We start from the raw sequence: 13,336 nt of genomic DNA on the forward strand, positions 1-13,336 counted from the left end.
TGATTAAGAATGAGCGAAACTGTAGAGAAATCAAGGACACTTGAACTTGTCCTTGGAATAATTGGAGGGGTCTTCGGGCTGCTCGGAGGCTTAGCCGCACTAGTGTTTTCAGTGTTCGCCACGGATATTCTATGGTTAGGTATCAGCGCCATCCTTGCATCCATTCTGGGAATCGTTGGATCAGTATATGTCAGAAACAACCCCCGGAATGGAGGAGTACTGCTCATTGTAAGTGCAGTCTGGCTACTGATAAGCATATCTGCCTTTGCAATTCCAGGCACAGTATTTCTGGGTCTTGCAGGAGTCCTGGCCCTCTTAAGATAATTCATCCTTTTATTTTTTTTTTGGAAGAAAACCCTTGCATAACATGTCAATCATTAAAAGAGGTGAATAAATGGATACATCTACACTGATAGCAGTCCTTGGGATAGGATTCATATTGATCTTATTCATGTCAGGTGCAATTACCGGCGGATCAGAAACAGAATACGTTGAATATAATGAAAATACTGTTGAAGATACGGTGCCAGAAGAAACAGAAAACTCAACAGAAGAAACAGAAACCGCATCATACTCAGAATCGGATGATTACTCAGATCTCATGTACCCCGAGGATGTAAAGGAAGTTCTAAGCCTGTATGACTATAACTACGATGGGAAAATAGAATTCCTGGACGAGGACAGTGACTACCCCGATGGAGAGGAAGAATTTATAGCCTGGGCTGTTACAGCAGGCCTGGATAGCTCAGACGCAGCGGAAATAACAGATTTCTTCATGAACTATGATGAAGATGGTGACTGGTACCTTGACAGGTACGAACTGGACATGATGTTCTACGACTACTACAACTAAATACCAATCCTTGAGAGCTGATATTTCATTAATACATTTCTTCTTTTTATTGGGCTGATTATTACCTGTAGAGAGCATCCACCTGCAGCTAAAAATGCTCCCTTCATAACTGAAAAGTTATTTATACTCCCTTCCACAGATATTATTACTGGATTACAATGATACACTACAGAATGGACCAGCCGGAAAGGGTTAAGTGCAGTGTATGCGGTGGTACGGCCGAGGAGGTAGAGGAGACCTACCCGGAATCAGGAAACTTCATCATGGTCCTCTACAGATGCACCAGTTGCGGTCATATCGAGAAGAGACAGTACGGAAGACCCGTTAAGATTATTGACTGAGGTGATTGGATGGCTGATGAATGCCAGGTGAATGGATACGATGTGATATCAGAAAAATTCAGGACCCTTCTGGGCCTTGAAAAGTCCCCTGTTGCAGTTAAACTCGTCCTGAGGGAGGAGGACCTCCCTGAGGGTATTGAGAAGATTGATAAACCTGCAAGACACTGTGAAATGGTTCAGATGGCCGCTGCAGGCGAATCATTCTATGCGCCGGCAGATTCGCAGGCATGTAAAGGTGGTGCGGATGCCCTTGGAATCGATGAGGCCCCTGCCAAGGTGAAGACAGGTGAATTCTACTACCAGCTGGGACGATTTGCAAGCTTCGCATCAGCAAAGAGGACCTTCGATGAGATACCATCAATAGACCTTAAATTCTACGCTGCAGTCTACGCACCCCTGGAGAAGGCCACCTTTGATCCGGACGTCATAGTGATCATCTGCAACCCTGCACAGGCCATGAAGATATCCCAGGCCCTCCTCTACACCCTGGGCGGACGTGTGGAGGCCGACTTCTCGGGTATACAGTCAATCTGCGCAGACGCCGTCGCCGGGCCCTACCTCCGCAAGAGGCCGAACATAACCATGGGGTGCAGTGGCTCAAGGCAGTACGCCGGTGTGCGTGATGATGAACTCATCGTTGGCCTTAATGGTGAGAACATAGGCTGTGTTGTGAATGCCCTTGAGGCAATAAGCTGATAACATGAGGGGGGTGATAGAATGGTTGAGACAAAGACCTTCAGGATCCTTGAGGACGTGGCCGACCTTGAAGAGAAGATAAAGAAGTACGAGGACGAGCAGACCAGGAACTCATTATAAACTGGATCTACGACACCCTTGAAATACTTAAGGTGCTGGCAGGCTCCTCGAGGAAATTGAAGAGAGGCTTGACCTCCTTGAAGAGGAGATCGAGAAGAAGAAATTCTGATACCGTGGCTGACCCTCTATTCAGCCACAGGATTTTTTTTATCGAACTTCATGCTGAACCAGTTAAATCCATTTTTTTAATGGAGTGTAACTGCAGTCCCCCACCTGCTAGCAGTCATTTGATGAATAAGACCTCACCGAGAACCGAAGTATCTCCTTATCCATTTTTTGTTATGAAAAACCCATACCCAAAGACCTCACCGAGAACCGAAGTATCTCCTTATCTCAAGGTAATCGTTGTAGTGGTTTATGTTTATGAGTTCAACCGGATCTTCAGCCCCAACACCGTAGAGCCTCACACCATCCTCCACCATCCTCCAGAGGAGGGGGTTGATGTTACCGCTACCATGGGGGAGGTAATCCAGAAGGATCCTCCTTGGAGCCGCAAATGGCATTCCAAGGCCCTCTGCACCTTGAAGCCACCCTGTATCCCTCCTGGCGAGTATGGATATTCTGTCATCGCCTGAATATTCAATCAAGCGTCTGTAGGTTCTGCTGGAAACCGCAGGCTGGTCCCCTGCTGCGCAGAGCACCATGTCACCCCCTGAGGCCCTGACACCGTTGAGGAGGGACTCGGAGAGGGGCACGTCCGGGGGGCTGTTCCTCACGGTTTTAACGTTAAAGCCCCTGATGCGCTCCTCCACCTCCCTGAAGTGGTGGCCGGTTACCACTATGCACTCATCAACCCCTGCATCAAGCACCCCGGCTAACGTATGCTCAATCACCGTCCCCCCTTTGAGGGGCAGGAGGAGCTTGTGGACCCTCTCAAGTCCAAGTTCAGCCAGATCCCTCTTCATCCGGCTACCGCGGCCTGCAGCCGTTACAACCGCCGATATCATGGGGTTACCTCATACAGGTTCAAGGCGATAGAGCCTTGCATATATCTTTGTACCCGCACCTGAACCGGTGGTCCACATCTCGATGAGGACAGGGTACTTACCCGTATTCTTCACCTTTATTCCTGTTGCAGGGTTGAATCCAAAGAGCACGGCATGGAACTCCCAGGTCATCCCCCTGGGGAGGGGCATCCCTGCACCTGTAACAACGGCCCTGAGGGCCCTTGCGGGTGGACAGGACCCGTGGGAGGCATAGCCACCGGGGGCCTCAGGGTCCCTGGACGCTGTGAACCTCACGGTCTCCTTCCCGGATCCCTCAGTACCAGGAGGGATTATGGTCCCATTCCATGCAGCTGCAAAGGCCCTTGCATTGAATGCCCTCTTGTTGTCATCGTATTCAGGATAGGATCCAAGGTAGCTTACCGCACTCGAAATCTGCACCTTACGGTAATCCTTCATGTAGACCATCACCGGGGAGCCAGATGGATAGTTCTCCATGTAGGTGATTACCTCCTCACCGAAGAGCTCCTCTATCCGTTCAGGGGGTACTGGAAGCCTCCCATCAGTGAAACCTGAGAGCTGATAGTCCAGGACTATCCTGTCCCCATCATCAGCCCTTTTAAACCACCTCTTTATCCTTTCAGCCGATTTATACCTGTGGGGGACGGTGCTGTTACTTATACTGTCAGCCGGGACCTCTTTAATCTTCCTGCCATTTTCAATGATCTCAAGAACATCCCCTCTCCTGACACCATAGGTGTAGGGCGTCTTGTAGGCCCAGAGGAATGCGGGGGGTTCCTGGACAACAAGTTTATCCCCCGAGACCCTGATTACCCCGGGGCCATTAACGGTTGATCTGCCCTCATGGTCTATTCCACCGGTCATCTCAGAGACCGGTGTGCGGACAGCGCCTGTGAGGAGCGCCATGAGGAGGTTGCCGGGGTCCATGTAGTTGAAGCTGTCAAGGAGGTAATCGGGGTGCAGGAGGAGGGGAACGCTCCTCACCCCTGACTCGTCGATGACATCATCACCCTCAAGGACGGTGCTGCCAGGAGGGAAGGCCGCTATCTCCTCCGGGTTCTGGGGCTCCATACTATCCTCAAGGTAGAGGCCTGCTGCGGCTGCCAGTACAGTAATGAGGATTATGATTGAAAGGCACCTAACTGAACGCTTCCTCAGCATACCTGAATCCTCCTTCACCGATTATGAGCACGGTATCATCAGGACCCGCGATTTCAAGGGCCTTCTTCACAGCCTCAATTACCTGTTCCCTGCTGGCTCCAAGTGTACCGGCCCCTGCCCTTCTCCTGCTCGATTCAATGTTAACGGTTTCTGTTTTAATCATGTCTGATGCTCTTCTTGCAGCGTATGAGGCCGGGATAACGATATCTGCATCTGAGAGGATTGATGCTATCTCCCTGTCACCATCAATCCCGCTCTCTGAGGCGACCGTGTTAACAACGATCAGCCTTCCATCCATTCCACCAAGTGTCTGCATGACCGCCCTCACACCGGCAGGGTTATGTGCATAGTCAAGGATGACCCTTGGAGTCTTTGAAATCTCCTGGAACCTTCCCCTGACACCGCTGAAGGACTCTATGCCCTTAACGATCTCATCAATCCCCAAGCCCATCCTACATGCCGCTGCCGCTGCTGCAAGGGCATTGTAGACATTGAAGATGCCAGGAATTGGCAGTTTAACCTCCCTCATCCTGGACCCTATAACCAGTTTGAATCCTTCAGGGGACGCCTCCACGGCCATGACCTGGGGCTGGGGCCTCCTGTATCCACATAAGCACCTGTAGTCGCCCAGGTGGCCCATGTATCGTTTCAGGTACCTTAATTTGTTACCGCAGTGGGGGCATTCTCTTCCCTCAGGGATGACGTTGTCGGATTCCATGCTCTGGATGCCATAGAGAATCGTTCTGTCCTCCGGGAGTTCATCCGCAAATGATGCCACCACAGGGTCATCCGCATTAAGTATTAATGTGTCTGCAACTTCAAGGATCTCCCTCTTACATTCAACATAGTCCTGAAAGCTCCTGCCGCCGGAGAGGTGGTCCCGTGAAATGTTTGTTATAACCCCTGTGGAGACCTCCGATAGGAGGGCTGAATTCCTGATCTCACCCCTCCTCCCGAAGGTGCCTATCTCAACAACAGCAACATCCCCTGGCAGCCTTGCCTGGAGTGCGGGGACGAGTTCCGTGTTACCCTGTATTCTGAGGTGGTGCTCGGGGACATCCATGCCGGCTGTCCTGAGGATGGACTTCAGCATCCCTGTGGTGGTTGTCTTCCCGTTGGTCCCTGTAATCCCTATAACGGGTTTTTCTGGGGGGTAGAGGTTGAGGACGTCCTCCACACCGATAACCTCCCCTTCAAATCCCTCAAGGAGTCCCTGGATTTTTCTGTTATTCTCAAGGGATGGGGTCACTGCGATGGTCCCCGCCCTCCTCAGAACCTCAGGGTCATGGCCGCCCAGGTCCAGTTCAATCCCCTCAGCCCTGAAGACGCCCTCAAGGGGTGTTTCGTCGCTGATATCTGACACGATGACCCGGTTCCCCCTGGCCCTGAGATTCCTTGCCATGAGGCTCCCCACGTTTCCGCATCCGCCGAGGACAACCGTGTAGTTCCTGAAGGAGTCAATGGCCCTCTCAACGTCTTCCCTGACCTTACCGTAGGCATTCACAACCCCGGGGCCTATGTGGAGTATTATGTCACCCTCATCTGCCATCTGCAGTGCCCTGAGGATGCTCTCATGGACGCTCCGGGTCTTTATGGTTTTATCCTCACCGGCACCCCGGGCCACCTCATCGGCGGCTGACATGTCCAGTTCCTCGGTTGTCTCGTTCATTCCACTTACAATGACAGTATCCGCGCCTTCACCCAGTATCTTCCCTATCCTGTACTTGTCCCTCACGGTGAGGGTGTCGGGGTTGTCAAGGCTTATTATAAGCCTCCCCCCTGTTTCAACGCCCTCGAGGAGTTTCTCCATGCTCTCAGGGTTGTGGGCTGCGTCCATGTAGACCCTGACGCCATCAACCTCGTCTATGAATTCGAATCTGCCCCTTATCCCCCTGAAGTTCTCTATACGTTTCTTAACATCTTCAAGGTCCATGCCAAGGGCCAGGGCCACCGTTATGGCTGCAAGGGCATTCTCTATGTTGAATATTCCCGGGACCCTGAGCCTTATCTCTGTTGAGACATGTCCCTCAAGGTCCCCTCCCTTACTGCAGGAGGCTGCAGGGACCCCTGAGATTTTGAGGGTGAACCTTGAGCCATCCAGGCCCATGAGTTCTATGTCCGAAGCCTCCACCTGGAATTCCCCTCCATCATCACCCCTGATTCCATAGATAACATGTTCCACTTCAAGGCCGCGGCTGAGTTCCCTGACCACCGGGTCGTTGCCGCAGAGCACCAGGACCCCGCCAGGGGCTATAAGGTCCTTTATTGAGAAGTTCCTCTCAATGTACTCGTTGTGGTCCCTGAATTCATCCATATGATCAGGGGTCAGGTTTGTCACGACACCCGAGCAGAGCTCAAGGCCGTCAGCCATCCTTATGGTCCCGTGCGGTAACTCGAAGACCGCCATGTCCCTCCTTGTGATTTCACCCTTCACAACAAGGTCCACCAGGCCCTCTATCACCAGGGAGTCCTGGAGGGATGAAAATGAAACCGTCCTGTACTCTGATGAGAGTATGAAGTCTATCATGTTGGTGGTGGTGGTCTTCCCGTCGGTACCTGCGATTCCAACCATGGGTATGACTATGAGTTCATTGAGGATCCTGCCTATATCCGATGTTGTGATCCTGATTATGTCCTTCTCCTTCTCGGCCTCCCTGATGAGTCCATGTACATGGGCATCCCGGGGTATGTTCGGTGAGATGAATACTGCGTCTGCCTCCAGTATGTCCTGGATGCTGTGGCCTCCAAGCCTGAACCTTATCCCCTCGGCCTCCATTTCAGGTATCCTCTTCCTTGCCTTGGGGGGTAGCTCCTCGAATCTTCTGATGTCATTGACAAGCACTTCATTGCCAAGGTGTCTGAGTAATCTTGCTGCTGGTCTTCCTGCGTTTCCTGCTCCGAGTACAAGCACGTTCATGTTCCTGATCAAGTTATGCACCCATCATCCTTTATTTAACAATCACTGGAAGGGAGATCATGATCCATTAATCCTTCAAGTTCCTCCTGGATGGCCGTTATCCTTTCCTGGCCGTTCCCACCCACAAGTATCCTCCTGTACTTTCCTGAGAATTCAAGGATCATTTCAGGGATCCTTCCTGCATCATCCACCCTCAGGACCCGCATGCTGCCAGGGTCCCCCAGGTACTCCATGGCCTCGTCAACCGTGTCCTCAAGGCCTGGGAAGAGTACCAGGACCTCCGGTGGTGATGAAAGAACCTCATCCAGTATCCTGAACCTCCATGTCTCTGACCTCCTGGGGGTTCCTATGAACATCACATCGAAGGGTCCCTCTGAGAGGACGGCCCTCAGGGCGTGGGGGTTGTCTGTTTTCCCGATGGTGACCTTTGAACCGTTGATGGTGAATGACCTCACCCGACCCTTCACAGGCTTAAAATTAGCAAGGTACTTCCTCAGGGCATCTTCAGGGACTCCCAGGAATCTCAGAGCCTCCAGAGCGGCCCCCGCGTTCTTTCTGTTGAATCTTCCCTCAAGCAGGAGTTCGCCGGTGTAATCACGGTACTCTCTGACCCATGACGCATCCGCCGTGAGTTCTTCAAGGTGGGGTTCATCTGCACTGATTATAACATTCATACCACTTAAAAATTTCTGAACCGACCTCCGGTAATTCTCAAGGGAGTCATGGAAGTCCATGTGGTCCTGGCCGATGTTCGTAAGGACAACCAGGGATGGGTTGAAGCACCTTGATGCGAATTCAAGGGTCATGTCACAGACCTCCACCACAATGTAGTCGAATTTCTCCTCCGAGGCCCTGAGGAATATCTCTGTGTAGCCCTGGAAACCTCCGCCTGCGTTTCCTCCGAGAAGAACCCTTCTACCGGACTCCCTCAGCACATGGGCTATCATGGATGCCGTTGTTGTCTTACCGTTGGTCCCGGTCACCAGTACCGTGGGGATCCTCCTGTGGTCATCAAGTACCTTGCATAGGAGTTTTTTATTGAATCTCTCGGCGATCTCTGTCCCCATCATTGAGGGGCTGAGGGCAACGGCATCCGCGGATTCTATCCTTTCCATGTCATGGAATCCAAGGTCAACATCCACTCCCTCAAGGTCAGCATTGACATCCTCCCTTATGTCACTGGCATATACACTGTGACCCCTCCTTTTAAGGGATTCAGCTGCCCTTAAGCCCTCAACACCAAGTCCCAGAACCGCAACCTTCATTGCTTCACCGTCAGCTAGTCCTCTTCGTCTTCCCTGACCCCGTACTCCTCCCTGAGCTGCTCCACAGCATCCCTTGAAACCTGGGGTTTAACTGGTTTTTTCTCCTCTTCCTTCTTCCTTTTACGTTTCCCCAGGGATATGATGATGAATATGGCGGCCGCTGCCGCTGCTGTGAGGATGATGACCGTTATGATAACCTCCATACTTACCACTGGAGCCTCTGTACCTGAACCGGGTCCCATCTTGACACCTCAATTTTATATGAATAATAACACAATATATACATTACATGATAATAAAGGATCTTAGGGGTCAGGGAGGTGCTGAGTACATACTTCTTTTTGGAGCCATCATAGTAATAGCCATAGCAGCCCTCTACATATACGTATCCTACTTCAGGATCTCCGGTGATGAAGCGGTGGATGTTACCCTCACCATCACGAATACCGGTCCCTCGAAGAGCTTATTCATATATGAGGCCAACAATACCACGGGCGGCGGGAGCAGACATATATCATCAGGCAACCCTGGTAACAGGTTCTTCCTGCTCCAGCCAGGTGCCAGCAGCACCTTCAGCCTTGGCCGGATGACGGCGGGGACATCGTTCACCATTGAGGGGGGTGTGGGTGACCCCAGGCGGGGTGCAGATGACCTCAGGGGTATAGGCCAGAGGGGCCTCTGGACCCTCAGGATAGGCAACCAGACATATTCATGGACAATAAACGGTCCCTACGACTACAGGAAGAACCCAACGGGCAGTGTGATCATGTCGTTCTCGATAAGCGGTGGTAAAGGTTCTCCATTCAGGTTCAGCGCCGACCAGCTCAGGGTCAGGGGTAACGTCTCAGGAGGATGAATCATGGGAAAACTCAGGAAGGCAACCTTTGGAGCCGGGTGCTTCTGGGGTGTTGAGGATGCCTTCAGAAGGATAGATGGAGTTGTATCCACAAGGGTTGGTTACATGGGGGGTCACATGGAAGATCCGACCTATGAGGATGTCTGCACCGGCCTCACCGGTCATGCAGAGGTTGTTGAGGTGACCTTCGACCCGGATATTGTAAGCTACAGCGACCTCCTTGATGTTTTCTGGAGCATCCATGACCCCACGAGCCTTAACAGGCAGGGCCCTGATGTTGGTGAGCAGTACCGTTCCGTGATATTCTACCATGATGAGGAGCAGAGGAGGCTGGCCCTGAGGTCAAGGGATGAAGTTGGAAGGGCAGGGAGGTTCAGCAGGGAGATAGTCACGGCCATTGAACCTGCAGGGACCTTCTATGAGGCAGAGGAGTACCATCAGCAGTACCTTGAGAAGAACCCCCAGAGAAGATGCTACATAAGAAGAATGTTCTAGGTAGGATGTTCTGTGGGGATGCGGGAAAAACTCCATCTGAAATGCAAAGGGGTGTTTATGATGAAGATAGAAGGTGATGCTGCCCTTGTCCTTGGTGGTGAGGCAGGGCAGGGCATCCAGACGGTCGAGGCTCTCCTGATAAGGGCCTTCAAGGCCACGGGTTACCATATATTCTCCTCAAAGGAGTACATGTCACGTGTCAGGGGAGGTGAGAACTCAACCCTCATAAGGGTCTCATCCAGGCCCGTGAGGGCCTACACAGAAAGGATCGATGTGCTTTTTGCACTGAGCAGGGGTGCTGTGGAGCACCTCGGGGACCGTATAGGGGACACCCTGATAGTTACAGATGATGGGTACGGGATTGAAGGGGCAGTGGCCCTCCCCATAATCTCAAGGGCGGAGGAACTCGGCGGACCCATATTTGCCAACGTGATAGCTGCAGGAGCCGCTGCAAGCCTATTCCAGGTGAAGCAGGAGGTCTTTGATGATGCTGTGAGGTCACTCTTTGAACGTAAGGGTCCTGAAATCCTCAGGAAAGACCTTGAGGCGGGTAGAATCGGCTATGAAATTGGAGAGAAACTCAGGAACCACCTCCATGTCATGGTTGAACCCGACCCTGCTGTCAGGGACCACCTGCTCCTTAACGGCACCGAGGCTACGGGTATGGGGTGCATTGCAGGGGGATGCCGGTTCATGTCATCCTATCCCATGACACCCTCAACACCCCTCCAGGTCTTCATATCAGAGAATGCTGATGAATTCAACATGGTCTTTGAGCAGGCGGAGGATGAGATTGCAGCCATAAACATGTGCCTCGGCGCATCCTATGCCGGTGCAAGGTCCCTTGTTGCAACGTCAGGCAGTGGATTCGCCCTCATGGAGGAGGCTGTTGGACTGGCAGGGATGATGGAGACACCCCTTGTTATCTATATCGGTCAGCGCCCGGGACCCGCCGTGGGGCTACCTACAAGGACAGCCCAGGAGGATCTTAACCTTGCACTCTATTCCGGGCCGGGGGAATTTCCAAGGGCAATATTCGCACCTGGAAGACTTGAAGACGCGCCAGGGATAGCTGCTCATGCCTTTAACCTTGCAGACAGGTACCAGATCCCTGTCTTCATCCTTTCTGATCAGTACTTTGCAGACCTCTACTACAACATCCCTGAAATTGATGTTGATGCTGAAATAGAGGAGCATATCACCGAAACAGGGCCTGACTACAGAAGGTTTGAATTCACAGATAGCGGAATCTCCCCGAGGGGTGTGCCGGGTTATGGTGAAGGTCTTGTCCGTGTGGACTCTGATGAACATGATGAGGATGGCTTCATAACAGAGGACCTTGATGTGAGGAGGAGGATGGTTGAGAAGAGGAACATGCGCCTTGACATGCTCAGGGAGGAGGCGCTGCCGCCGGAGGTCTACGGTGACGACTCCTCTGCAGTGATATGCTGGGGTTCAAATTACTGGCCGGTGCGGGAGGCCATTGAGGAATCGGATGCAGAGGTCAGCATGGTGCACTTCAGCCAGGTCTATCCCATCCCCGGTGACGTCCTTGAACTCCTTGAGTCCTTTGACAGGACCGTTGTGGTTGAGAACAACTACAGAGGACAGTTCGCTGACCTCCTTAAACTTGAACTCGGATTTGAGGTCCATGAAAGATTCAACAAGTATAACGGGATGCCCTTCAGTGTCGAAGAGATAAAGGGCCTCCTGGATGAGGTGGGAGAATGAAACCCGAGGACTATGATGTTGAAGCCGACGTGGCATGGTGCCCTGGATGCGGTAACTTCCCGATCCTGAGGAGCCTGAAGATGGCCCTTGCAGAGCTTGATATTCCACCCGAGGGGCTGGTCCTTGTCTCAGGTATAGGTCAGGCAGGGAAGCTGCCCCAGTATTTAAGGTGCAACTACTTCAACGGTCTCCATGGCTGTTCCCTCCCTGCAGCGGTGGCCATAAAGGCCGTTAACCCTGAACTCACGGTCATCGATGTCAGCGGGGATGGGTGCATGTACGGTGAGGGCGGTAACCACTTCATACACAACATCCGGAGAAACCCTGACATCACCAACATAGTCCATGATAACATGGTCTACGGCCTCACGAAGGGCCAGGCATCGCCAACAAGTCAGCGGGCCTTAAAACTCCTGTACAGGTCCATGGGGTTTTTGAGAAACCATTCAATCCCCTGGCAGTTGCCATTTCCCTGGGGGCCACCTTTGTTGCCAGGGCCTTTGCCGGTGATGTTGAGAAGACCAGGGACATCCTTGTTGAGGCCATAGGGCATCATGGCTATTCACTGGTTGACATCTTCCAGCCATGCGTAACCTTCAACAAGGTCAACACCTTCCAGTGGTTCCGTGAGCACACCTACTACACTGACCATGATGCTTCGGACCGGATGCTCGCCCTTGAGAAGTCCCTTGAGGGTTATGATTCAGGGAAGTTCCCCCTGGGGATCATATACCATTCTGAGGGTGGTCAAAGCTTTGAGGAGAACCTGAGTGTATATCGGGATGATTCTGAACCCCTCTGGAAGAGGCGCCATGACCCAGATAAACTGAAGGCCCTTGTAGAATCAAAGAGAAAGCTTTAACCTGTAATTTAATTGATGGTGTCTTTGAGGAGAAGATGTGATGGAGAAGATCAGGATCTACATAACCGAGGGTGAGATAGAGGACTATGAAGTCTTCCTTGAGAAGCTTAACCGGTCAGGAATTGAATGGGAGAAGACAGGGCCAGGGGATGCAGACGTGGTCATCATACTTGCCGGCCTCTGGAGGGACCGCCCGGATGAAATCAGGGCCGTCCTTGATGATGCGGTGAGGTCCTCAAGGCCCGTGATAACCGTAAGGCCCTATGGCCTTGAAAACGTCCCCCCTGAACTTGAGGATAGGAGTGACGAGATCGTTGGCTGGAACCCCTACTGTATTGCAGATGCAATAGAGGATTCAATAGATCAGAAAAGAACTTCCTAATCCCCACCGTACTGCAGAGGCGGTAGAAGACTCAATACAATCAGAAGAGAAGTTTCGGTTACAGATGCAGCAGAATACGTCAGAAGTGCTTGCTGGACATAAGAATTTAAAAAAATAGAAGGGGGGTGGCTTATAATTAAGCCGATGATTTAACCACAAACATGCCGGGTTTGCTCCTTGTCGGCCAGTATATCTTGTTGTAGCCACTGTAGCTGTAGTCCACCCATCCACCGTTCCTGTACACCTGTACAGTACGGTGCCTTGGTGACATGCTCGTGGCGTACTGTATTATACGGACCTTCTCACCGGATGCTGTGAGTTTCTTATACAGATATTCGCTCATAGCCCAGCAATCTCCTATACTGGAATAGTGGTATGTGCTGGTGCTGTAGGCAGCCCGCACCCTCTTCTTCTTATAGTACTTACTTGAGTACCTTTTCCTTACACTGGTACGGTAGCTTGCCCTGACCTTTTTCCGGTAGGTCTTCTTGTACTTCTTGTACTTCGTTTTCTTGTAGGCGGCCTCAACCTTAACAGGTTCGACCTTCAAGTTTCCTTTTTCATTAACAATTTTTGCGTTTTCGGTTTCGATATTTGTTGCATCGGCAATGGGCACTGAACCCACTGCAAACATCAGTGCAAAGAGCACTGACACTGTCTTGAATCGCGTAATTCTATCGCCTCCATGTCCA

The 13,336-nt window shown here is 51.8% G+C and carries 16 protein-coding genes; 10 read left to right on the forward strand and 6 right to left on the reverse strand.

The window, feature by feature from the left end:
• The first annotated feature begins 9 nt into the window (after positions 1 to 9).
• From FZP57_RS04280 to FZP57_RS04295, 4 genes are all read left to right on the forward strand, one after another.
• Complete coding sequence (locus FZP57_RS04280; protein ID WP_074358932.1) at positions 10 to 324, forward strand: DUF4064 domain-containing protein; 315 nt, start codon at positions 10 to 12, stop codon at positions 322 to 324.
• A 70-nt stretch (positions 325 to 394) separates the two neighbouring features.
• A complete protein-coding gene (locus FZP57_RS04285) occupies positions 395 to 853 on the forward strand; it encodes a hypothetical protein (protein ID WP_191216549.1) in 459 nt (152 codons plus the stop codon).
• Between the two features lie 158 nt (positions 854 to 1,011).
• Positions 1,012 to 1,194, forward strand: coding sequence for a hypothetical protein (locus FZP57_RS04290; RefSeq protein ID WP_074358934.1), 183 nt, complete (start codon positions 1,012 to 1,014; stop codon positions 1,192 to 1,194).
• Positions 1,195 to 1,203: 9 nt separating this feature from the next.
• Positions 1,204 to 1,890, forward strand: coding sequence for a DUF169 domain-containing protein (locus FZP57_RS04295; protein ID WP_074358935.1), 687 nt, complete (start codon positions 1,204 to 1,206; stop codon positions 1,888 to 1,890).
• Between the two features lie 425 nt (positions 1,891 to 2,315).
• Here FZP57_RS04295 and FZP57_RS04305 read toward each other — a convergent pair whose 3' ends face one another.
• The 5 genes from FZP57_RS04305 to FZP57_RS04325 are packed head-to-tail and all read right to left on the reverse strand — an operon-like array spanning position 2,316 to position 8,560.
• Positions 2,316 to 2,957, reverse strand: coding sequence for an NTP transferase domain-containing protein (locus FZP57_RS04305; RefSeq protein ID WP_191216550.1), 642 nt, complete (start codon positions 2,955 to 2,957; stop codon positions 2,316 to 2,318).
• A gap of 9 nt (positions 2,958 to 2,966) precedes the next feature.
• The gene (locus FZP57_RS04310; protein ID WP_191216551.1) at positions 2,967 to 4,136 is read right to left on the reverse strand and encodes a hypothetical protein; all 1,170 of its coding nucleotides are present in this window, start codon (positions 4,134 to 4,136) and stop codon (positions 2,967 to 2,969) included.
• Positions 4,114 to 7,065: a Mur ligase family protein gene (locus tag FZP57_RS04315; protein WP_238337999.1), complete on the reverse strand. Its 2,952-nt coding sequence runs from the start codon at positions 7,063 to 7,065 to the stop codon at positions 4,114 to 4,116. The genes FZP57_RS04310 and FZP57_RS04315 overlap by 23 nt, the downstream gene beginning before the upstream one ends.
• Positions 7,066 to 7,088: 23 nt before the next feature.
• Positions 7,089 to 8,318, reverse strand: a complete 1,230-nt coding sequence (locus tag FZP57_RS04320) for a Mur ligase family protein (RefSeq protein WP_074358938.1) — start codon at positions 8,316 to 8,318, stop codon at positions 7,089 to 7,091.
• Positions 8,319 to 8,332: 14 nt separating this feature from the next.
• The gene (locus tag FZP57_RS04325; RefSeq protein WP_074358939.1) at positions 8,333 to 8,560 is read right to left on the reverse strand and encodes a hypothetical protein; all 228 of its coding nucleotides are present in this window, start codon (positions 8,558 to 8,560) and stop codon (positions 8,333 to 8,335) included.
• 47 nt (positions 8,561 to 8,607) lie between these two features.
• On the opposite strand from FZP57_RS04325, the gene FZP57_RS09725 reads away from it, so the two are divergent.
• From FZP57_RS09725 to FZP57_RS04350, 6 genes are read left to right on the forward strand one after another with little or no spacing between them, the layout of a single operon-like run.
• Positions 8,608 to 9,174 carry a class III signal peptide-containing protein gene (locus FZP57_RS09725; protein WP_074358940.1) on the forward strand — a complete coding sequence of 189 codons (567 nt, stop codon included), beginning with the start codon at positions 8,608 to 8,610 and terminating at the stop codon, positions 9,172 to 9,174.
• Positions 9,175 to 9,177: 3 nt separating this feature from the next.
• Positions 9,178 to 9,669, forward strand: a complete 492-nt coding sequence (gene msrA / locus FZP57_RS04335) for a peptide-methionine (S)-S-oxide reductase MsrA (RefSeq protein WP_074358941.1) — start codon at positions 9,178 to 9,180, stop codon at positions 9,667 to 9,669.
• A 57-nt stretch (positions 9,670 to 9,726) separates the two neighbouring features.
• Positions 9,727 to 11,400 carry a 2-oxoacid:acceptor oxidoreductase subunit alpha gene (locus FZP57_RS04340; RefSeq protein ID WP_202879481.1) on the forward strand — a complete coding sequence of 558 codons (1,674 nt, stop codon included), beginning with the start codon at positions 9,727 to 9,729 and terminating at the stop codon, positions 11,398 to 11,400.
• Positions 11,397 to 11,948, forward strand: coding sequence for a thiamine pyrophosphate-dependent enzyme (locus FZP57_RS09390; protein WP_255477831.1), 552 nt, complete (start codon positions 11,397 to 11,399; stop codon positions 11,946 to 11,948). Before FZP57_RS04340 ends, FZP57_RS09390 begins: the two co-directional genes overlap by 4 nt.
• A gap of 26 nt (positions 11,949 to 11,974) precedes the next feature.
• On the forward strand, positions 11,975 to 12,262 hold the full coding sequence (locus FZP57_RS09395; protein ID WP_238338013.1) for a hypothetical protein: 288 nt from the start codon (positions 11,975 to 11,977) through the stop codon (positions 12,260 to 12,262).
• 40 nt (positions 12,263 to 12,302) lie between these two features.
• Positions 12,303 to 12,644: a hypothetical protein gene (locus tag FZP57_RS04350; RefSeq protein WP_238338014.1), complete on the forward strand. Its 342-nt coding sequence runs from the start codon at positions 12,303 to 12,305 to the stop codon at positions 12,642 to 12,644.
• Positions 12,645 to 12,780: 136 nt separating this feature from the next.
• Here the strand turns inward: FZP57_RS04350 and FZP57_RS04355 are convergent, their stop codons facing one another.
• Positions 12,781 to 13,299 carry a hypothetical protein gene (locus FZP57_RS04355; protein WP_238338000.1) on the reverse strand — a complete coding sequence of 173 codons (519 nt, stop codon included), beginning with the start codon at positions 13,297 to 13,299 and terminating at the stop codon, positions 12,781 to 12,783.
• Between the last annotated feature and the right edge of the window lie 37 nt (positions 13,300 to 13,336).

This window comes from Methanothermobacter sp. THM-1, assembly GCF_009914355.1.
GTDB lineage: Archaea > Methanobacteriota > Methanobacteria > Methanobacteriales > Methanothermobacteraceae > Methanothermobacter > Methanothermobacter wolfei.